Raw genomic sequence first — 19,563 nt, 5'->3', positions numbered from 1 at the left:
TGCGTCGGCGCCCATCGACGTACCTTTGGTGCCATGGCAACAAACGACACCAGCCTGCCCACCACCGAGGACGAGTGGCGGGTCCGCCTCAGCCCGGACGAGTTCCGGGTCCTCCGCCAGGCCGGGACCGAGGCGCCCTGGTCCGGGGAGTATGTCGACACCAAGACCGAGGGGATGTACGAGTGTCGCGCCTGCGGCGCCGCGCTCTACCCGAGTGACTACAAGTTCGACTCGCACTGTGGCTGGCCGTCCTTCGACGACGCCATCCCGGGCGCGGTCAGGGAGATCGAGGACCGCAGCCTAGGCATGGTCCGCGTCGAGATCCGGTGCGCCCGCTGCGACTCGCACCTGGGCCACGTGTTCCGCGGCGAGCACTTCACCGCGAAGAACACCCGCCACTGCGTGAACAGCCTGTCGATCAAGCTGGAGCCGAAGGGCTAGGAGCGGATCAGCTCCTCGATCACGTACCGCACGCCGTCCGGGGTGCTCCGGCCGGACGACTCGGTCACGACCCACTCGGGACCGAGCTCCGGCGCACGGGTATCCCCGGAAACTTCAAGATCTATCCGCGTACGTACGATATGTCCTGCTTTGGGAAGAAAAGCGGCATAGACCGACTCACCCCCCATGATCCACACGTCGGAATCGAGCGGCACCTCGCCGACCTCGTGCACGACCTCGGCGCCCGGCGCACTCCACGCCCGGTCGCGGGTCAGCACGACGTTCCGCCGGCCGGGCAGCGGCTTGCGGGGCAGCGAGTCCCACGTCCCGCGGCCCATCACCACCGTCGAGCCCGTCGTGTGCTCCTTGAAGATGGCCTGCTCGCCGGGGATCCGCCAGGGGATCCCGCCGTCGGCGCCGATCACCCGGTCGCGCGCCTCGGCCCAGATCATGTGCACGGTCACACCGCCACCGGCGCCTTCAGGGCCGGGTGGTGCTGGTAGCCCACCAGCGTGAAGTCCTCGTACCGGTAGTCGAAGAGCGACGGCGCGTCGGCGATCTCCAGCGTGGGGAACGGGAAGGCCGGCCGGGACAGCTGCTCGGTGACCTGCGAGACGTGGTTGTTGTAGATGTGGCAGTCGCCGCCGACCCAGACGAAGTCGCCCGGCTCGAGCCCGGCCTGCCGCGCCACCAGCAGCGTGAGCAGCGCGTAACTGGCGATGTTGAACGGCACGCCGAGGAAGAGGTCGGCGCTGCGCTGGTAGAGCTGGCAGGACAGCTTCCCGTCGGCCACGTAGAACTGGAACATCGCGTGGCAGGGCGCGAGCGCCATGGCCGGCAGCTCGGCGACGTTCCACGCGGAGACCAGCATGCGGCGGGAGTCGGGGTCCTTCCGCAGGGTGTCGAGCACCCCGGCGATCTGGTCGACGTGCCCGCCGTCCGGCGTGGGCCACGAACGCCACTGCACGCCGTAGATCGGGCCGAGCTCGCCGTTCTCGTCGGCCCACTCGTCCCAGATGGTGACGCCCTGGTCGCGCAGCCAGGCCACGTTGCTGTCGCCGCGCAGGAACCACAGCAGCTCCACCGCGATCGACTTGAAGTGCACCCGCTTCGTGGTGATCAGCGGGAAGCCCTGCGCCAGGTCGTACCGCAGGCGCTCGCCGAACAGGCTCACCGTGCCGGTGCCGGTGCGGTCGGTCTTCGGCGTTCCGCCGTCGAGGACCCGGCGCAGCAGGTCCTCATACTGGGTGTCCACAGCCATGCCGCAAAGTTAGCCGCCGTGGCTCCGCCGTCGTCACCCTGGTGGCAGGAGAGTGACGAACGGCGGAGGGTCTCATCGCCCGGCCCAGGCCTCCGACATCGGGCGGCCCTGCTCGTCGGCGCCCTGCGCGGTGGCGGGCGCGGCGAAGCCCAGCTCGATGCCGATCTGCTGCCAGCGCTCGTACAGCACCTGATCGACCAGAACGTTGCGTACGTCCTGGTGGGCCGCTCGCAACTCGTCCAGCGCGGCCTCGTACCGCGCGACGCGCTTGTGCAGGTCCGAGGTCTCGTACATGGTCGTCATGCCGCCATGATTATCCAGAAATGAGGAAATTTCCGGCTTTCTGGTTACAAGCGGAGTTCGCTCCCCTGCGGGCCGACCGCGTCCGCGTGGTCGTCGTCGAGCCACACGCCGTCGCTGGCCAGGTACCGGAACGAGTAGTGGCCGGGCGGGAGCGGCACGCTGACCGTCCGCGTCCCGTCCTTGCGGCGCTTGAGCTCGTGCGCGCCCGGCTCCCAGCCGTTGAACGTACCCACCACGCTGACGTCGCCGGCCGGGACGTCGCCCGGCAGGCAGAAGGTCACCCGGGTCTTGTTGCCGAAGAGCCTGCTCTTCTTGATCATGAAGACCTCCACGCAGCTCGGACTGAAACGCAGCTCGGGCTTCCATCCCTACAACGGGCGGCCGCGATACGGGTGACGGCGCGCCGCATACGATCGGCCACATGTCTCCGGAACACCAGGACGAGCTGCGCGCCGCGCCGTTCGCCGAGCTCGACGCCGCCACGCTGTACAAGATCCTCATGCTGCGCAGCGAGGTCTTCGTGGTCGAACAGAACTGCGTCTACCTCGACCTCGACGGACTCGACCCGTCGCCGGACACCCGGCATTTGTGGATAGAACGGGCCGGCGAAGTCCGGGCGTACGTGCGGATTCTGGACTTTGATCTTGAACCGAGGATCGGTCGCGTGGTGACCGCACCGGCCGCCCGCGGCGGTGGGCTGGCCGGACGTCTGATCGCCGAGGCGGTCCGGTTGATCGGCGAGCGCCCGAGCGTGCTGCACGCCCAGGCGCATCTCCGGGATTATTACGCCAAGTTCGGATACCGGCAGAACGGTCCGGAGTACGTCGAAGACGGCATTCCGCACATTCCTATGATCCGGGCTACGGCAACACAGCAACTATCTCGCTGATCGAGCGGCGGCGGCCCGTGTAGAACGGGACCTCCTCGCGCACGTGCCGCCGCGCCGTCGCCGCCCGCAGCTCGCGCATCAGGTCGACGATCCGGTGCAGCTCGTCCGCCTCGAACGCCAGCATCCACTCGTAGTCGCCGAGCGCGAACGAGGCCACCGTGTTCGCCCGCACGTCCGGGTAGCCGCGAGCCATCTTGCCGTGCTCGGCCAGCATGAACCGCCGCTCCTCGTCGGGCAGCAGGTACCACTGGTAGGAGCGGACGAACGGATAAACGCAGAGGTACGCCCGCGGCTCCTCGCCGGCCAGGAACGCCGGCAGGTGGCTCTTGTTGAACTCGGCCGGCCGGTGCAGCGCCATCTGCGACCAGACCGGCGCCAGGTGCCGCCCGAGCGCGGTGCGGCGGAACAGCCCGTACGCGTCCTGCAGCGCGTCCGACGAGCCGGAGTGCCACCAGATCATCAGGTCGGCGTCGGCGCGCAGGCCGGAGACGTCGTACGTGCCGCGGATCGTCACGTCCTTGCCCGCCAGCTGCTCGAACAGGCCGTCCACCTCGCCGGCCAGCTCCTCGCGCAGCGGCGGCAGCGGCGCCTGCGCCCGGAACACCGACCACATCGTGTACCGGATGCTCGCGTTCAGCTCGTTGATCCTGGCCGCGTTCGTCTGCTCGCTCATCAACCCTCCAGAGACTTGCTCACGTCTTCGGCCGCCCGCTCGCCGCTGGCGATGCACGCCGGGATGCCCACGCCGTCGAAGGCCGCGCCGGCCAGCGCCAGCCCCCGCGGCAGCTGGGCCCGCGCGAACGCCACCCGAGCCCGGTGCCCCGGCGCGTACTGCGGCAGGCCGCCGCCCCACCGCTGGACCCAGGAGGCGGCCGGCGGCGGCAACTCGTCGCCGATCAGCTCGCCCAGCTCGCGCCGCGCCCGCTCGAGCAGCACCTGGTCGTCGAACTGCAGCCGCTCCTGCTCGCCGGCCCGGCCCAGCGACGCCCGCACGATCACCGGCCCGGCGTCGTCGCCCAGATGCGGCCATTTACGGGTGACGAAGGTCGCGGCCTTGACCAGCGTCCCCTCGCTCGGCGGCACCAGGAACCCGGACAGCTCGGGCAGCGGCGTCCCGGGCGGCAGCGCCAGCCCGACCAGCGCCACGCTCGCGTAGTCGAGCACGCCCACCGCCTCGGCGGCCGCCGCGGAGACGCCCGCCAGCAGCCGCGACGCGGGGCGCGACGGAACCGCGAGCACGACCGCGTCCACGTCGTCGGTCTGCGGGAAGGGAGTAGCCCCTAGGAGAAGCCGCCAGCCGTGCGCCGTACGGGAGAGGTCGCGCACCGGGAGGCCCAGGCTGATCCGCGCGCCACTGGCCGCCGCGGCCGCCGCCACCAGCCGGGTCATCCCGCCGCCGACCGCGGTGAAGATCGGCCCCGGCGTCCGGTTGCGCTTCGCCTGCGCGGCCCGCACCGCACCCTGCAGCGTGTGCTCGACCCGCGCCGCCTCGGCCAGCTGCGGGATGGTGACCTCGAGCGACAGGCCGTCGGCGCGCCCCGCATACACCCCGCCGAGCAGCGGGTCGACCAGCCGGTCCAGCACCTGCTCGCCGTACCGCTCGCGGACCAGCGCGCCGACCGCGACATCTTCGCCCGCGGCGAGCAACGGACGGCCCGCGTCGTGGTCACGGCCGTCGTCCGGCCGCGCCACGCCGCCGAGCTTTCCCAGATCAGCCGGTACGCCGACCAGCGTGCCCGCCGGAATCGGGAGGAGATGGCCACCGATCGAGAGGGCGGCCGGCACCGCGGCCGGGTGCACCAGCGACGAGCCCAGGTCCAGGCGTTTCGCGAGGGCCACCGCCGCGGAATCGCCGCCCGCCGGCCCGGCGGTCAGGAACGACTCGGCGCCCCGCTCGATCGGCAGGCCGCCCAGCTCGCCGGTGCGCAGCTTGCCGCCGAGGGCGCCGCCCTGCTCATACACGATCAGGTCGGTCGCGGCCGGCAGCAGCTCGCGCAGGCGCACCGCGGCGGCCAGCCCGGCGATGCCGCCACCGATGACCGCAACCCGCTTCCGCACGCCACCCACGATCCCAGGCGACCGGCGCCGACGGCCACCGGGGTGGGTCACTGTGAGCCCGACACCTCATGCACCAACTCGGCCAAGCGGGTCAGCACGGTCGGGTCGGTCTCCGGCAGTACGCCGTGGCCCAGGTTGAAGACGTGGCCCGGGGCGGCGCGGCCCTGGTCGAGCACCCGGCGCGCCTCCCGCTCGACGACCTCCCAGGGGGCGAACAGCACGGCCGGGTCCAGGTTGCCCTGCACCGCGTGGCCCGGGCCGATCTGCTTGACGGCCTGGTCCAGCGGCGTACGCCAATCGACGCCCACCACGTCCGCGCCGGCGTCGGCCATCGCCCGCAGCAGTACGCCCGTGCCCACCCCGAAGTGGATCCGCGGCACGTCCTTGTTCGCCAGGCCGGCCAGCACCTCCCGGGAATGCGGCAGCACGTACTCGCGATAGTCGGACTCGGACAGCGCGCCGGCCCACGAGTCGAACAGCTGGACCGCGCTGACCCCGGCCTCGATCTGGGTGCGCAGGAAGGACAGTGTGATGCCGGCGAGGCGGGTCATCAGCGCGTGCCACCGGCCAGGCTCGCCGTACATCATCGCCTTGGTCCTGGTGTAGGTCCTGGTCGGGCCGCCCTCGATCAGGTAGCTGGCCAGCGTGAACGGCGCCCCGGCGAAGCCGATCAGCGGGGTCGCGCCGAGCTCGCCGACCAGCAGCCGCACCGATTCGGTCACGAAGGGGACGTCCTCCGCGGCGATCGGGCGCAGCCGGTCCAGGTCCTTCTCGGCACGGATCGGCTCGGCCACCACCGGGCCGGTGCCGGGCACGATGTCCAGGTCGACGCCGGCCGCCGCGATCGGCACCACGATGTCGCTGTACAGGATCGCGGCGTCCACCCGGTGGCGGCGCACGGGCTGCAGGGTGATCTCGGTGACCAGATCCGGCCGGCGGCACGACTCCAGCATGCCGATGCTCTCGCGGATCTTCCGGTACTCGGGCAGCGAGCGGCCGGCCTGCCGCATGAACCAGACCGGGGTGTGCGGCACGTCCTGGCCGCGGCAAGCGCGTACGAGTGCGGAATCAGTCAACGTCACCGCGCAATCCTGCCATGGCCTTCAGTCCGGTCAGGGGTGGCGGGCGGGGCGGTTGGATGGGCACGTCGTTCGGAGGCGGTTCTTCCGGCGCGGCGATCGACGACTGACACCGGTACGCGGCATAGGCTTCCGGCATGGCGACCCCCTCCGCTCCGCCCGAGGCGTTCACCCGCGCCGTCGCGGGGCTGCGGGCGGCCGCGCCACGACCGGAGATCCTGCTCGAGGAGATTCCCGCGCCGCAGCGGCTGGCGCCCTACTCGTTCGCGGTGAGCGCCACCGTGCTGCGCTCCGGCGAGGAGGTGGCCAGCGGCCGGCTGATCCTGCTGCACGACCCGGCCGGGCACGAGGCCTGGCGCGGCGACCTGCGGCTGGTCACGCTGGTCACCGCGGAGCTCGAGCCGGACATGGCCGGCGACCCGCTGCTGCCCGCGGTGGCGTGGACGTGGCTGACCGACGCGCTGGAGCAGCACGCGGCCACGTATACGGCGATCGGCGGCACGATCACGCAGACCGCGTCGACCCGGTTCGGCGAGCTGGCCGGCCCGGCGCCCACGGCCGATCTCGAGGTCCGCGCCTCCTGGACGCCGACCTCCACCGACACCGCGGCGCGACCCCTTCAGCAGACGCCTTCAGCAGACGCCTTCAGCAGACGCCTTCAGCAGACGCCTTCAGCAGACGCCTTCAGCAGACGCCTTCAGCAGACGCCTTCAGCAGACGGCAAAGGTCGCGCAGGCCGTCTTCACCGGGATGGCCAGGCCGATGCCCTCGGCGTCCTTCGCCTTCGCGGTCGCCAGGCCGACCACCTCGTTGTTCGCGTTCACCACCGGACCGCCCGAGTTGCCCGGGTTGATCGCCGCGTCGAACTGGATCGTCGGCCCGTCCGGGTCGTTCGGCCGGTACGCGCTGATCACGCCGGTGGTCACCGTGTCGTCCAGGCCCAGCGGCGCGCCCACCACGACCACCTGCTGACCCGGCTTGACCGTGCCGGTGAACGCGGTCAGCCCCTTGATCGCCTGGTTCGCGTGCAGCAGCGCCAGGTCCTTGGTCTTGTTGACCTTTACGATCGTCGCGTTGATCTTCGTGGCGCCGCGCTCGAGCGTCACTGCCTTGCCGCCGCCGGTCCACACCTCGGCGACCACGTGATAGTTGGTGAGCAGGTTCGACTGGCCGTCCGCCGCCTTGGTGCCGACCGACCACGCGGTGCCGGTGAACTCGCCGGCGCGCACCCGGAAGACGCTGGGCAGCGCCTTGGCCGAGACCGCCTCCGGGTCGAAGACGCCGGCCAACTGCTTCGCCAGCTCGTCGGTGCGGGTCTTCTCGCCGGCCAGCACCGAGTGCATGGTGGCGTTGTCGCTGCTCATGCTCTGGATCCGGTACGCCTGCCAGGCGGCCACCGCGGCCAGGACGGCGACCAGCCCGGCCAGCATCGGCTTGACGAACCCGAACGCCTTCGGGGCGCCACCGCGGACCCGCGCCGGCTCGGCGACCTCGGGCGTCACCGGGAACGCGCCGGTCTGCCAGGCCCGCGGCTGCGGCGTCGGCTCCGCTTCCCACCGCGGCTCGGCATATTGCTGCGGCTGCTGGAACTGCTGGTACTGCGGCTCCTGGTACTGCGGCTCCTGATACTGCGGCTCCTGATACTGCGGCTCCCGGCGCGGCTCGGCTGCCCACGCCGGCCCGCCGTCCCGCTCCTCGGCGCGCCGGCGCCCGTCGTATCGGCGCTGGTCCGTGCCGTCGGCAGGGATGAACGGGTCGTACGTCGTGGTCATCCGGCACGGCCTCCCGAGTCTCGGCGCTGCGGGAGGTAGTACGGACGAAAACGCGTTCCGGATGAGTCGGCTTTCGCTTCGAGTGTCGACGCGCCGGTACCCGGCTGCACATCAGGGGGGTGGTGCACCCGTACGGTTACGGAGTGACCGACGAAGCACCCCTGCGCCGTCGGGACGAGCCAGAGCCGGCAGGGGACGGACGACCGCTCCCCGAGCCGCCCGACCCGACGTCTGGCGGTCCCGACCCCCTGCCCGCCGCCGTCCCGCTGACCGCACCCCGAGAGGGCACCCCGCGCCCGGTCGAGTCCGTGACCGAGCTCGCCGATGTCGTGGCCCGGATGGCGGCCGGCACCGGCCCGGTCGCCGTGGACGCCGAGCGCGCGTCGGGCTACCGCTACACCCAGCGCGCCTACCTGGTGCAGCTGCGCCGGACGGGCGCCGGCACGGTGCTGATCGACCCGATGCCGCTCGACGACCTGCGTACGCTCGACGCCGCCCTCGCCGAGAGCGAGTGGGTGCTGCACGCGGCGAGCCAGGACCTGGCCTGCCTCGCCGAGCTGGGGATGAAGCCGCGCCGCCTCTTCGACACCGAGCTGGCGGCCCGGCTGGCCGGCTTCGAGCGGGTCGGGCTGGCGGCGCTCACCGAGCAGCTGCTGGGGTATTCGCTCGAGAAGCACCACTCGGCGGCGGACTGGTCGACGCGTCCGCTGCCGGAGTCGTGGCTGACGTATGCGGCGCTGGATGTCGAGCTGTTGACCGACCTGCGCGATCACCTGGCGGCGGAGCTGGACCGCCAGGGCAAGGCGGCCTGGGCGGCGGAGGAGTTCGCGGCGCTGGTGGCCAGCGCGGATCGTCCCCCGAAGGTGCGGCCCGATCCCTGGCGCCGCACTTCCGGCATTCATCGCGTACGGGGTGCGCGGGCCCAGTCCCGGGTGCGTGCTCTCTGGTATGCCCGCGACGGGGTTGCGGCCCGGCGGGATTCGGCGCCCGGTCGGGTGTTGCCGGATTCGGCGATCGTGGCGGCGGCCGAGCAGGATCCGAAGGACGAGCGGGCGCTGCTCGCCATTCCCGGGTTCGGGGGGCGGTCGGTTCGGCGCCTCGCTCGGGTCTGGCTGGACGCGCTCGACGAGGCTCGCGCGCTGCCGGATGATGCGCTGCCGGTCAATCAGCCGATGGACGGCCCACCACCACCGCACCGCTGGGCCGAGCGCGACCCGATCGCGGCCGCCCGCCTGGCTCGGTGCCGCGCCGTCGTCGTCGCCACGGCCGAGTCGCACCGCTTGCCGCCGGAAAATCTGATCAGCCCGGACTACATCCGGCGCCTTGCCTGGTCGCCACCTGATGAGATCTCGGCGCGAACGGTGTCGGATACGTTGCTGGGCTTCGGCGCGCGCAACTGGCAGGTCGGGAATGAAGGGTCAGGGGCAGCGTCAGCTGGGCCCCTGGCCCGGCCTCGGCGTGAGCGACGGTCTGCACCATGCAACCAGGCACGACATGAATTTGATCTTGGTCTTGAGACTGTGACGTTTCTGGCGAGCGGGTGGCACCGCCTAGTTACTGACGAGTAGCCTCTCCTCATACGACAAGGAGGCTTGCTGTGCCCCGTGAAGTACGCGAGGTCGTCTTCGTCGACGGCGTCCGCACACCGTTCGGCAAGGCGGGCGGCATGTATGCCGAGACCCGCGCCGATGACCTGGTTATTCGCTGCATTCGGGAGCTGATGCGGCGCAATCCGCAGCTGCCGCCGGAGCGGGTGGACGAGGTGGCCATCGCCGCCACCACGCAGATCGGCGATCAGGGACTGACCATCGGGCGCACGGCGGCGCTGCTGTCGGGGCTGCCCAAGACCGTTCCGGGGTATGCGATCGACCGGATGTGCGCCGGCGGGATGACGGCCGTGACCAATGTGGCCGGTGGGATCGCGATGGGGGCCTACGACTTCGCGATCGCGGGCGGCGTCGAGCACATGGGCCGGCACCCGATGGGCGAGGGCGTCGACCCGAACCCGCGCATTCTCGCCGAGAAGCTGGTCGACCCGTCGGCGCTGGTGATGGGCGCGACGGCGGAGAACCTGCACGACCGGCTGCCGGAGATCACCAAGGAACGCGCGGACCGGTACGGGCTCCATTCCCAGATCAAGACCGCCAAGGCGTACGCCGACGGCAAGCTGCAGCCCGACCTCGTGCCGGTGGCTCTGCGTAACGCCGAAGAGGGCTGGGGGCTCGCGACCGTCGACGAGGCGCCGCGGGAGACCTCGCTGGAGAAGCTGGCCACGCTGAAGACGCCGTTCCGGCCGCACGGGCGGGTCACCGCGGGCAACGCGGCCGGCCTCAACGACGGCGCCACGGCCGCCCTGCTGGCGGACGAGGCCAGCGCTCGTGAGCTTGGTCTGCCGATCGCCATGCGGCTGGTTTCTTACGGATTTGTCGGCGTTGAGCCGGAAATCATGGGATACGGGCCTATCCCGTCGACGGAGAAGGCGCTGCAGAAGGCCGGCCTGACGATCGACGACATCGGGCTGTTCGAGCTGAACGAGGCGTTCGCCGTGCAGGTGCTCGCCTTCCTCGACCACTACGGCATCGCCGACGACGACCCGCGGGTCAACCCGTGGGGCGGCGCGATCGCCATCGGTCACCCGCTCGCCTCCTCGGGCGTGCGGCTGATGACCCAGCTGGCTCGGCACTTCGCCGAGCACCCCGAGGTTCGCTACGGCCTCACCGCCATGTGCATCGGTATCGGCATGGGCGGCACCGTGATCTGGGAGAACCCGAACTGGGAAGGCGCGGACAAGTGACCATCGAGCACCCCCATGAGGTAGTTACGAAGGCCCTCGTCCGGTTCGTTCAGGTGCCGGGGCTGGCGCGCAAGGCGGCGCTGATCACGCTGGACAACGGGCTCGACTACACCAAGCCGAACAGCTTCGGTCCGGGCGGCCTGCTCTCGTTGGACGAGGCGATCACGACGGCCACCGCCGGCGACCCCGCATTCATCGCCCTCACCGGCAAGCCGTACATCTTCTGCGTCGGAGCGGACATTACCGGTATTCCGTACATTACGGATAAGTCGCAGGCGCTGGAGCTGGGCGAGCTGGGGCACCGCGTGTTCGCGCGGCTGAAGAACTCGACAATTCCGACTTTTGCGTTTATCAACGGGGCGGCGCTCGGGGGCGGCCTCGAGGTGGCGCTGCACTGCCACTACCGGACGGTGTCGACCGGTGCGGCGGCGCTCGGGCTGCCCGAGGTCGCGATCGGCCTGGTCCCGGGCTGGGGCGGCAGCCAGCTGCTGCCCAACCTGATCGGCGCGCCGGGCGCGGCCCAGGTGATCCTGCAGAACCCGCTCACCCAGAAGGTGCTCCGGCCGAAGCAGGCCCGCGAGCTGGGCGTGGCCGACGAGATCTTCGAGGCGGCGGACTTCCTGGAGAGCTCGCTCGCCTGGGCGGCCGCGGTCGTGCAGGGCGCGAAGAGCGTCGAGCGGCCCGAGGTCGACAAGGACATGTGGGACGGCGTGCTGTTCTTCGCCAAGCAGCAACTCGACGAGAAGCTGCACGGCGCCGTCCCGTCCGCGAACAAGGCGCTCGAGCTGCTCGCCCTGGCGAAGGACGCCTCGTTCGAGGACGGCACCGCCGCCGAGACCCGGGCGCTCGCCGACCTGATCATGGGTGACGAGTCGCGGGCCAGCCTGTACGCGTTCGACCTGGTGCAGCGCCGGGCCAAGCGGCCGGTCGGCGTGCCGGACAAGTCGCTGGCCCGCAAGGTCACCAAGGTCGGCATCGTCGGCGCCGGCCTGATGGCCTCGCAGCTGGCCCTGCTGTTCGCCCGCCGCCTGCAGGTGCCGGTGGTCATGACCGACCTCGACCAGACCCGGGTCGACAAGGGCGTCGGCTACGTGCTCGGCCAGATCGACAAATTGGCTTCCCGGGGCCGGCTGGACGAGGGCACGGCCGCGAAGCTGCGCGGCCTGGTCAGCGGCTCGGTCGACAAGTCCGTGTTCGCCGACGCCGACTTCGTGATCGAGGCCGTGTTCGAGAACCTCGACCTGAAGAAGCAGATCTGGGCCGAGCTCGAGAAGATCGTCTCTCCGGAGGCGGTGCTGGCCACCAACACCAGCTCGCTGTCGGTGACCGAGATGGCCGCCGACCTGGAGCACCCCGCACGCGTGGTCGGGTTCCACTTCTTCAACCCCGTCGCGGTTCTTCCGCTCCTGGAGATCATCAAGGGCGAGCGGACCGACGACGCCACGCTGGCCACGGCGTTCGCGGTCGGCAAGGAGCTGAAGAAGTCGTCGGTGCTGGTCAAGGACGCTCCGGCGTTCGTGGTCAACCGGGTGCTCACCCGCTTCACCAGCGAGGTCTTCCGGGCCGTCGACGCCGGCACCCCGCTGGACGTGGTGGACACCGCGTTCGACCCGCTGGGCCTGCCGATGCGCCCGATCGCGCTGCTCCAGCTGGTCGGGCCGGCGGTCGCGTACCACGTGGGCGAGACGCTGCACCGGGCGTTCCCGGACCGGTTCGACGACAGCCCCAACCTCAAGAAGATCGTCGACGCGGGCCTCCCGCTGCTCGTCGACGACGAGATCAACCCCGAGGTGGTCAAGCTGGTGGCCGGCGGTTCCGCGCCGTCGACCGCCGATGAGGTACGCGAGAAGGCGCTGGCCGCGCTCGCCGAGGAGATCCGGCTGATGCTGGACGAGGGCGTGGTCGCCGAGGCCCAGGACATCGACCTGTGCATGGTGCTGGGCGCCGGCTGGCCGTTCCACCTGGGTGGCGTGACGCCGTACCTGGACCGCAGCGGCATCGCCGAGCGGGTCACCGGCAAGCGGTTCCTGCCCAAGGGCGTGGGCAGCCTCCCCGCCTGACGTCGGATCGACGACGCCCCGTGCCCACCGGGTGCGGGGCGTTGTCGTACTCCCGACGGATTTGTCCGGTCGGCGGCGCCGCCGGGCCCGACGGCGGAGGGAGCGTGTTTGGCCGGGCCGGATAGGCTCCGAGGTGGTGTAACCAATCGATGGAGCCGCCCGATGTCGCAGCCGCCGTATTCCGGCCCGCCCTACGGTCAGCCTTCCTCCGGCGAGCCCTATCCGGGGCAGCAGCCCCCGTACGGGCAGCCCCCGTACGGGCAGCCGCCGTATGGGCAGCCGCAGTACGGGCAGCCGTACCCGGAAGTGCCGCCGACGCAGGCTTATCCCCCGCCCGAGTACGGCCAGCCTCAGTACGGCCAGCCTCAGTACGGCCAGCCTCAGTACGGCCAGCCTGAGTACGGCCCACCGCAATACGGGCAGTACGGGCAGCCGGGTTTTCCGCCGCCGGTCCCGCCGCGGCCGAAGTCCCGGACGGTCCCGATCGTGCTGACCATCATCGGCATCGTGCTGGTGCTCTGTGTGGGCGGCGGCACCGCGGTGGCGCTGGTCGTGAAGAACCAGGACAAGAAGAACGCGGCCGACACCTCGTCCTCCACCACCGCCCCGACGCAGTCGACCGACGAGCCGACGCCGGACCAGACCGACGAGACCACCGCCCCGGCGACGACGAAGGTCACCATCGCGGCGCCCAAGGCGCTGGGCGGCCGGCCGAAGCTGAACGACGACGCGCTCGCCGGGGTCACCGACGCGCTGAAGTCGGCGCTCGGCCAGGTCCCGGGCGCGACCAACTCGGTCGGCGCGCTCTACGGCACGATCTCGAAGCAGGACATGGTCGTGCTCGCCGCGGCCGAGGCCCAGATCGACGACCCCGACACGATGCTGGACCTGCTGTTCAGCAGCGCGTCCAGCGGCGGCGACAAGGTCACGAACGTCACCTCGGCGCCGACCGGCTCGCTGGGCGGGGCGGCCAAGTGCGGAACGACCGTCGACTCCGGCACGAACATGGCGCTGTGCACGTGGGCCGACTCGGGCAGCCTCGGCATGCTGATCTGGTACGACAAGTCGGTCGCCAAGGCGAAGGCCGAGTTCCCCAAGCTCAGAGCCGAGGTCGAGAAGCAGGGCTGAGGGCGTCAAGCCGACACGCCGTACGGCTCGATCACATGATCGCAACGCTCCCGGCACGGACCGGACACGGTTCCGCGCCGGAAGCCGTCCGGTAACCCGCACCGGTCAGGATGGTCCGGTCCTTCCGATCGTCCCGACTGACCGAGGAGTAGTTCCGGTGGTGGTCCTGCAACACCTGCGTCGCGTCCGGTGGGCGGTTCGCGCCACCCTGTTCCTCGGGGTGGCCGCCTCGGTGGTCGCCAACGTCCTGCACGCGCTGGACAACCCGATCAGCCAGGCGATCGCCGCGTGGCCGCCGCTGGCGCTGCTGCTGACCGTGGAGCTGATCTCCCGGGTGCCGGTGCACCGGCGGTGGCTGGCGGCGGCCCGGCTGCTGGCCACGGCGACGATCGCGGGCATCGCGGCCTGGGTCTCGTACTGGCACATGGCGGGGGTGGCGGCGCGGTACGGGGAGACCGGAGCGTCGCCGTATCTGTTGCCGCTGTCGGTGGACGGTCTGATCGTGGTGGCCAGCATCTGCCTGGTCGAGCTGGGCGGTCGTATCTCGTCGATGGAGAACGCCGCCGAACCTGCCGAAATCGCCGCTCGGGCCGCCGCCACTCAGCCAGCCGCCGCCCAGCCAGCCGCCGCCCAGCAGGAGGCCGCCCAGCCGGCCGCCGCCCAGCAGGAGGCCGCCCAGCAGGCCGCCGCTCACCCCGAGGCCGGCGCCGGGGCGGCGATCCCCGGCCTGGTCCCCGCGCCGCCCGTGAGCGCGCCACAGGTCGCGGTCGGACAAAGCGGGCGCGGCGGAATGGACCATCGCACCCGCGCGGAGATCGCCGCCGCCCTGTCGCAGAACACCGGCGAGAAGCCGGCCTTCACCCCGACCGTGACCCGTCAGCCGCGGCAGCCCGTCGCGACCGGCCGCGCGGTCCCGGCCCAGCGCAGCACCGCCGCCTCGCGGGCGGCCACCAGCCGGGCGGTTCCCACTAAGACGGATAAATCGGAAAAGACCCGCCGCTCCCCCGCCGAGACGGTCGCCCTCGCCAACCGCATCAAGGCCGAGCGCCCATTCCTGACCGAGACGGAGATCGCCGCCGAACTGGGCATCAGCGCCTCCCGCTGGCGCACGGTCCGCCGCGAGGCCGCCGACCGCAGCGCGGCCGCCAGCCACACGCTGGCCGCCTAGCCGGCCCGCTCAGGTGGCCAGCCCGACGTTCTTGCCGCGCGGCACCGAGGCCGTAGCCGCCACCACGGGCGTCGCCTCCGCCGTCGGCAGCGACACCGTCACCTCGAGCCCTCCGCCCTGCTGCGCCACCGCCGACACCGTGCCGCCGTGCGCGTCACACACCGCCCGTACGATCGACAACCCCAGCCCCGACCCCCGCGACCCGGTCCGTTCCCACCCGCCCCGGCGGAACGGCTCGAACAGCCCCGGCACGTCCGCCGGCTCGACCTCGTACCCCGTGTTGCCCACGACCAGCCGGGCCTGCCCGTTCGCCATCTCCGTCCGCAGCCACAGCTTGCCGAGCAGGTGGTTGTAGCGGATCGCGTTCTCGATCAGGTTCCCGGCCAGCCGGTCGAGCAGGCTCGGATCCCCCACCACCGGCGCCGGCCGCAGATCGGTCGTCACCTCCAGCTTGAGCCGCTCGGCCTCCGCCTTCACCGCCGACAGCGCGTTGTAGACGCTCGTCGCCAGGTCGGCCGGCACCTTGCGAACCAGGCGGCGCCCCGATTGGGCCTCCGACCGGGCCAGCACCAGCAGCGCGTCGACCAGGCCGTTCGCCCGTTCCGAGGCGTTGCGCACGACCTTGGCCATCCGCCGGTACTCGGCCACGTCGGCCTCGTCGTCGCTCAGGGTCACGTCGATCTCGGTACGCATCACCGCCAGCGGCGTGCGCAGCTCGTGCGACGCGTTCGCCACGAAGCGCTTCTGCGACTCGAACGCCCCGGCCAGCCGGTCCAGCATGGCGTCGAACGTGCGGGCCAGCTCGGCCACCTCGTCGTCCGCCCCCGCGTAGCGGATGCGCTGGTCCAGCGTCTCCTCGCCGAGCCGCTGGGCGGTCTGGGTCACCGCGTGCAGCGGCCGCAGCGCCCGGCCGGCCACCGCGTACGCCCCGGCGATGCCGATGATGCCGATCGCGAGCAGCGCGACCAGGCCCTTGACCAGCACCTCGCTCGAGGCGCGGTCGATCACCGCGTTCTGCCAGGCGTTCGCGTCCTGGGTGCCGCCGCTGGCCAGGGTGACCGTCGAGCCGGGCTGGAGCGCGTCGGCCGGGTGCATCGCGTCGCCGACCAGCAGCCAGGCCAGCAGCACGAGGATCGCCCCGGCGCCGACCAGCAGGATGCCGTTGAGCAGGGTGAGCCGCAGCCGGAGCGTGGGCCGGAGGCTGAGCTCGAGCTTGCGGCTGCGGCGCCCGGGGTAGACGGTCATGAGAGGCCGACCGGCTCGGGCACCCGGTAACCCGCGCCCACCACGGTCTCGATCAGCGGTGGGTCGCCCACTTTCTTCCGCAGGGTCATCACCGTGACCCGGACGGTGGTGGTGAACGGGTCGGTGTTCGCGTCCCAGACGCGTTCCAGCAGCTCCTCGCTGGACACCACGCCGCCGCGCGCCTTGAGCAGCTCCTCCAGGACGCCGAACTCCTTGTTGGTCAGCTCGATCGGCACGCCGCCGCGGGTGACCACCCGGCGGGTCTGGTCGAGGATCAGGTTGCCCACGGTCAGCACCGGCGGGGCCGCCGGGGTGGCGCGCCGGCCGAGCGCCTGCACCCGGGCCACCAGCTCCTCGAAGGCGAACGGCTTGGCCAGATAGTCGTCGGCGCCGAGCTGCAGCCCCTCGACCCGGTCGGCGACCGTGCCGCTGGCGGTGAGCATCAGCACCCGGGTGAGCGCCCCGGAGGCGACCAGATCGGCGCAGATCTCGTCGCCGTGCTTGCCGGGCAGATCCCGGTCGAGCACCACCACGTCGTAACGGGTCACGTATGCCATCTCGTGACCCTGCAGCCCGTCATAGGCGACATCGACCGCCATGCCCTTACGGCGCAGCCCTCGAGCGATCGCGTCGCACAGGTTCCGCTCGTCTTCCACCACCAGCACCCGCACCGCACGACCTCCCACGCCATCGCCGGGAACCAGCCTCTCCGACCCAGTGTGAAGAGGCGGTAAATCAAAGGCTACCGAAGCGGCCACACCGCGACCGAGGCGTCGACCAGCCGGCAGGCCAGCACCCCGCCGCCGGTCTCGCAGCCGTTGGAGACCCCCTCGGCCGAGCCGAGCACGTCGATCGAGCGGTCGGCCGGGTCGAGCAGGCCGTAGAAGATCTGGTAGCGGCCGCGCACCTCGCGCCTGCCGTAGACCAGGCCGCCGGGCGCGAGGCCCAGCCCCTGCCAGGCGCCGAAATTCCCCCATTCCTTTCCGGTACGCGGATCCAGCACCCACAGCGGCGGCACGTCCCCCTCGGCCGCGCTCGGGGTGGCCACCAGGTACCGGCCGACCGGCGAGGCGCACGCCCACCGGCCGGAGCTCCACAGCACGTGCCCGTCCGCCGGGTCGAGCACGGTCATCCCGCCGCCCTGCTGGCGGAACGCGCAGATCACCCCGCCGCAGTCGGTCTGCATCCAGCTCTGCGACAGGTCGGCCGTGGTGTGCCAGAGCCGCCGCAGCCCGGGCAGCCGGTACCCGTCGTAGCCGTCGCCCGCCGACACCAGCAGGTACGAGCCGACCGGCCAGATCTCCCCGGCGAAGGCCGGGCGGGTGACCGCGGCGAGCGGCCGGCCGGTGTGCGCGTCGTACGTCGCCAGCCGCCCGGTCCCGGAGATCGCCACCAGCCAGTCCGGATAGCCCCCGCCCGCCTCCGGCCCCGCCTCGGCGAGAAAGCCCTTGACCGGTTGGGCCACCCGCCACCGTTCCCGCCCGGTGGTCAGGTCGACCGCGACCTCCGCGCCGTCCGCGTTGAGCAGGGCGGTCCCGTCGGCCGCCGAGGTCGCCACCAGCCGCTCCGGCCGGCGCCACAGCAGCCGGTCGCCGCCGGCCAGGTACGCCGCGGTGGCCGGGGTGCCGTCGGCGCCGACCTGATAGCTGACCACCATCGCCCCGCCGGCCTGCTGGGCGCCGCCGACCGTGCCGCTGGCCGTCGCCGCGGTACGGGCGAGCACCCGCATCGACGGCAGCTCGTACGTGCTGATCCGCTCTCCCTCGACCAGGTACATCCGCTCGCCGTCGAGGGTGAACGTGTCGGCGAGGCCGGCCGGGAGCACCGTGGGCGCGACCGGGGCCCGCTGCCGGGCGGCGCCACCGGCCAGCGCGAGCAGCACCGCCGACAGCGCGCCGAGCAGCGCGCGGTAGGGCACCGGCCGGCTGCGCACCGGCAGGTCGGCCGGCGCCTCCCCGAGGTCGATCACGGCGTGCGTCACGGTGCCCTCATTGTGCGCCCGGGCGGGTCAGCCGGCGTAGCTCCACACCTCGAGGCCGGCGTCGCCCCTGCACAGCGCGTAGCCCTCGTCGGCCACGCACCCGCCGGCCGGTCCGGCGCTGGCGCCGAGCAGCTGCACCCGGTCGTCCAGCACCACGCCGAACGCGCTCCGGCCGTCCGGCAGCGTGCGGTGCAGCACCAGCGGCTGGTCGGCGGTGGTGCTGATCGCGGCGTCCCAGCCGGTCAGCTCCACCCGGGTGGCGCCGGTGGCCCGGTCGACCAGCCGCCGCGGCGCGCCCCCGTCGGCGTCCCGCTCGAGCACGTAGCCGTCCTGCTCGGCGAGGCTGACCCCGTCGGGCGCCCGCCAGGCCGTTCGGCCGGTCGCCGGGTCGAGCACGTCGACGGCGCTGCTCGGGCCGGTGCAGAGCAGGTCGCCGCAGTCCGGCGGGTCGAGCGGCACCTTGGTGACCGGGCGCTGCCAGCGCTCGGCCAGCGAGTCGGCGGCGTAGGCGGCCTCCTGCCCGTCGACCGCGTAGTCGCCGTAGCGGACCACCAGCAGCCCATCGGCGAGGGTGCCGCCGACCGGCCCGGCACCGCCGATCTTGGGAAGCGGAATGCCGCGCTCGACCGCACCGGTGACGCCGTTCCGCCGCACCAGGCGGTCGGAGGCGAGCACGAGCACGGCCGGGTCGTCGCCGGGCGCGGTGAAGACGTTGACCGAGCCGGCCGCCGAGGCGGTCCAGACCCGCGCGCCGGTGCGCAGGTCGACGCCGTTGATCTCGGTACGGATCGGCGGCTCGGTGTGCGGCTCGCCGGTGGACGAGAAGTACAGCGGGCCGGGCTCCCCGGAGTCCTGGTCGTAGGCCGTGCCGGGGCGGAACACCTCGGTCTGGGTGAGCCCGATCCGGCCGCCCGGCAGCGGGGTGACGCCGTCCGGGGAGCGCCAGCGGATCGCCCCGGTCCGCGCGTCGACCGCGATGGTGGCCGGGCCGTCGGAGACCAGCACCACGTCGCCGGCCGGGCGGGCGTCGATGCCGCCGTAGCCGACCGCGGCCGGGTCGGACTCCCGGACCGGCACGGGCACGCTCCACAGCCGGCGCGGCGGGCTCCCGGCCCGCCAGACGGTGGCGGTCCGCCCGGCGGCGTCCGAGGTGATCGTAAAAATCCGGTCGCCGGCCAGCCGGAACTGGATGTCCCCCCGCTCCGGCAGCGGAAGCACGCCGAGGTGGCTCCACTGCAGCGGCCCGCCGGTCGACGCGCCGCCGCAGACCAGCACGAGCACGGCGGCGAGCAGCAGGCCGGGCAGGCGGTAGCGGTAGGCGGGCGGCACCGGAAGAGCTCGCGCCTCGGGCTGGGCGGTGAGGTCCAGCTCGATCAGCGCCAAC

At 72.2% G+C, this 19,563-nt stretch carries 18 protein-coding genes and 2 pseudogenes; 8 read left to right on the top strand and 12 right to left on the bottom strand.

All coding sequences use genetic code 11. From position 1 onward, the window contains the following. The first annotated feature begins 33 nt into the window (after positions 1–33). Positions 34–441 carry a peptide-methionine (R)-S-oxide reductase MsrB gene (msrB, locus tag IH26_RS0100485; RefSeq protein WP_030434066.1) on the top strand — a complete coding sequence of 136 codons (408 nt, stop codon included), beginning with the start codon at positions 34–36 and terminating at the stop codon, positions 439–441. Here msrB and IH26_RS0100480 read toward each other — a convergent pair. The 4 genes from IH26_RS0100480 to IH26_RS0100465 form a co-directional block, all read right to left on the bottom strand. Beyond that, positions 438–905: a dihydrofolate reductase gene (locus IH26_RS0100480; RefSeq protein WP_030434065.1), complete on the bottom strand. Its 468-nt coding sequence runs from the start codon at positions 903–905 to the stop codon at positions 438–440. The genes msrB and IH26_RS0100480 overlap by 4 nt on opposite strands. Further along, a complete protein-coding gene (locus IH26_RS0100475; RefSeq protein ID WP_030434064.1) occupies positions 902–1,702 on the bottom strand; it encodes a thymidylate synthase in 801 nt (266 codons plus the stop codon). The genes IH26_RS0100480 and IH26_RS0100475 overlap by 4 nt, the downstream gene beginning before the upstream one ends. A 72-nt stretch (positions 1,703–1,774) precedes the next feature. Continuing rightward, on the bottom strand, positions 1,775–2,005 hold the full coding sequence (locus IH26_RS0100470) for a hypothetical protein (RefSeq protein ID WP_030434063.1): 231 nt from the start codon (positions 2,003–2,005) through the stop codon (positions 1,775–1,777). 44 nt (positions 2,006–2,049) lie between these two features. Then, on the bottom strand, positions 2,050–2,325 hold the full coding sequence (locus tag IH26_RS0100465; RefSeq protein ID WP_030434062.1) for an isoamylase early set domain-containing protein: 276 nt from the start codon (positions 2,323–2,325) through the stop codon (positions 2,050–2,052). Positions 2,326–2,426: 101 nt separating this feature from the next. Between IH26_RS0100465 and IH26_RS0100460 the strand changes: the two genes are divergently transcribed. Then, entirely contained in the window at positions 2,427–2,894 is a 468-nt protein-coding gene (locus tag IH26_RS0100460) for a GNAT family N-acetyltransferase (protein ID WP_030434061.1), read from the top strand. On the opposite strand, the gene hemQ is transcribed toward IH26_RS0100460, so the two are convergent. From hemQ to hemE, 3 genes are read right to left on the bottom strand one after another with little or no spacing between them, the layout of a single operon-like run. Further along, positions 2,866–3,567, bottom strand: coding sequence for a hydrogen peroxide-dependent heme synthase (hemQ, locus tag IH26_RS0100455; RefSeq protein WP_030434060.1), 702 nt, complete (start codon positions 3,565–3,567; stop codon positions 2,866–2,868). The two genes, IH26_RS0100460 and hemQ, sit on opposite strands and share 29 nt — an antisense overlap. Beyond that, a complete protein-coding gene (gene hemG, locus IH26_RS0100450; RefSeq protein ID WP_030434059.1) occupies positions 3,567–4,952 on the bottom strand; it encodes a protoporphyrinogen oxidase in 1,386 nt (461 codons plus the stop codon). The genes hemQ and hemG overlap by 1 nt, the downstream gene beginning before the upstream one ends. A gap of 47 nt (positions 4,953–4,999) precedes the next feature. Further along, entirely contained in the window at positions 5,000–6,034 is a 1,035-nt protein-coding gene (gene hemE, locus IH26_RS0100445; protein ID WP_051807157.1) for a uroporphyrinogen decarboxylase, read from the bottom strand. A 134-nt stretch (positions 6,035–6,168) separates the two neighbouring features. On the opposite strand from hemE, the pseudogene IH26_RS57400 reads away from it, so the two are divergent. Continuing rightward, positions 6,169–6,633 (top strand): annotated as a pseudogene (locus IH26_RS57400) (DUF3000 domain-containing protein); the annotation flags it as partial. Positions 6,634–6,741: 108 nt separating this feature from the next. On the opposite strand, the gene IH26_RS0100435 reads toward IH26_RS57400, so the two are convergent. Next, entirely contained in the window at positions 6,742–7,803 is a 1,062-nt protein-coding gene (locus tag IH26_RS0100435) for a S1C family serine protease (RefSeq protein ID WP_030434056.1), read from the bottom strand. Between the two features lie 143 nt (positions 7,804–7,946). On the opposite strand from IH26_RS0100435, the pseudogene IH26_RS0100430 reads away from it, so the two are divergent. From IH26_RS0100430 to IH26_RS62555, 5 genes and pseudogenes are all read left to right on the top strand, one after another. Beyond that, positions 7,947–9,209: pseudogene (locus tag IH26_RS0100430) on the top strand (HRDC domain-containing protein); the annotation flags it as partial. Between the two features lie 191 nt (positions 9,210–9,400). Next, positions 9,401–10,597 carry a thiolase family protein gene (locus IH26_RS0100425; protein WP_030434054.1) on the top strand — a complete coding sequence of 399 codons (1,197 nt, stop codon included), beginning with the start codon at positions 9,401–9,403 and terminating at the stop codon, positions 10,595–10,597. After that, positions 10,594–12,657, top strand: coding sequence for a 3-hydroxyacyl-CoA dehydrogenase NAD-binding domain-containing protein (locus IH26_RS0100420; RefSeq protein ID WP_030434053.1), 2,064 nt, complete (start codon positions 10,594–10,596; stop codon positions 12,655–12,657). The genes IH26_RS0100425 and IH26_RS0100420 overlap by 4 nt, the downstream gene beginning before the upstream one ends. A 162-nt stretch (positions 12,658–12,819) precedes the next feature. Further along, entirely contained in the window at positions 12,820–13,785 is a 966-nt protein-coding gene (locus IH26_RS0100415; protein WP_030434052.1) for a hypothetical protein, read from the top strand. 157 nt (positions 13,786–13,942) lie between these two features. Then, on the top strand, positions 13,943–14,953 hold the full coding sequence (locus tag IH26_RS62555; RefSeq protein WP_245664850.1) for a DUF2637 domain-containing protein: 1,011 nt from the start codon (positions 13,943–13,945) through the stop codon (positions 14,951–14,953). A 9-nt stretch (positions 14,954–14,962) separates the two neighbouring features. Here the strand turns inward: IH26_RS62555 and IH26_RS0100405 are convergent, their stop codons facing one another. The 4 genes from IH26_RS0100405 to IH26_RS0100390 form a co-directional block, all read right to left on the bottom strand. Further along, a complete protein-coding gene (locus IH26_RS0100405) occupies positions 14,963–16,198 on the bottom strand; it encodes a sensor histidine kinase (protein WP_030434050.1) in 1,236 nt (411 codons plus the stop codon). Beyond that, positions 16,195–16,869, bottom strand: coding sequence for a response regulator transcription factor (locus IH26_RS0100400; RefSeq protein ID WP_030434049.1), 675 nt, complete (start codon positions 16,867–16,869; stop codon positions 16,195–16,197). Before IH26_RS0100400 ends, IH26_RS0100405 begins: the two co-directional genes overlap by 4 nt. Positions 16,870–16,940: 71 nt before the next feature. After that, entirely contained in the window at positions 16,941–18,179 is a 1,239-nt protein-coding gene (locus IH26_RS0100395; protein WP_157436967.1) for an outer membrane protein assembly factor BamB family protein, read from the bottom strand. Positions 18,180–18,206: 27 nt separating this feature from the next. Beyond that, on the bottom strand, positions 18,207–19,562 hold the full coding sequence (locus tag IH26_RS0100390) for a PQQ-binding-like beta-propeller repeat protein (RefSeq protein ID WP_030434047.1): 1,356 nt from the start codon (positions 19,560–19,562) through the stop codon (positions 18,207–18,209). Between the last annotated feature and the right edge of the window lies 1 nt (position 19,563).

Origin of the sequence: Actinoplanes subtropicus (assembly GCF_000721705.1) — a bacterium.
GTDB classification, from domain to species: domain Bacteria; phylum Actinomycetota; class Actinomycetes; order Mycobacteriales; family Micromonosporaceae; genus Actinoplanes; species Actinoplanes subtropicus.
This window is presented reverse-complemented; position numbering and strand designations above follow the sequence as displayed.

Coding starts and splice junctions, on each gene's coding strand:
- IH26_RS0100475 (WP_030434064.1), bottom strand. CDS start 1,702: ATGGCTGTGGACACCCAGTATGAGGACCTGCTGCGCCGGGTCCTCGAC.
- IH26_RS0100405 (WP_030434050.1), bottom strand. CDS start 16,198: ATGACCGTCTACCCCGGGCGCCGCAGCCGCAAGCTCGAGCTCAGCCTC.
- IH26_RS0100435 (WP_030434056.1), bottom strand. CDS start 7,803: ATGACCACGACGTACGACCCGTTCATCCCTGCCGACGGCACGGACCAG.
- msrB (WP_030434066.1), top strand. CDS start 34: ATGGCAACAAACGACACCAGCCTGCCCACCACCGAGGACGAGTGGCGG.
- hemQ (WP_030434060.1), bottom strand. CDS start 3,567: ATGAGCGAGCAGACGAACGCGGCCAGGATCAACGAGCTGAACGCGAGC.
- IH26_RS0100470 (WP_030434063.1), bottom strand. CDS start 2,005: ATGACGACCATGTACGAGACCTCGGACCTGCACAAGCGCGTCGCGCGG.
- IH26_RS0100460 (WP_030434061.1), top strand. CDS start 2,427: ATGTCTCCGGAACACCAGGACGAGCTGCGCGCCGCGCCGTTCGCCGAG.
- IH26_RS0100465 (WP_030434062.1), bottom strand. CDS start 2,325: ATGATCAAGAAGAGCAGGCTCTTCGGCAACAAGACCCGGGTGACCTTC.
- IH26_RS0100415 (WP_030434052.1), top strand. CDS start 12,820: ATGTCGCAGCCGCCGTATTCCGGCCCGCCCTACGGTCAGCCTTCCTCC.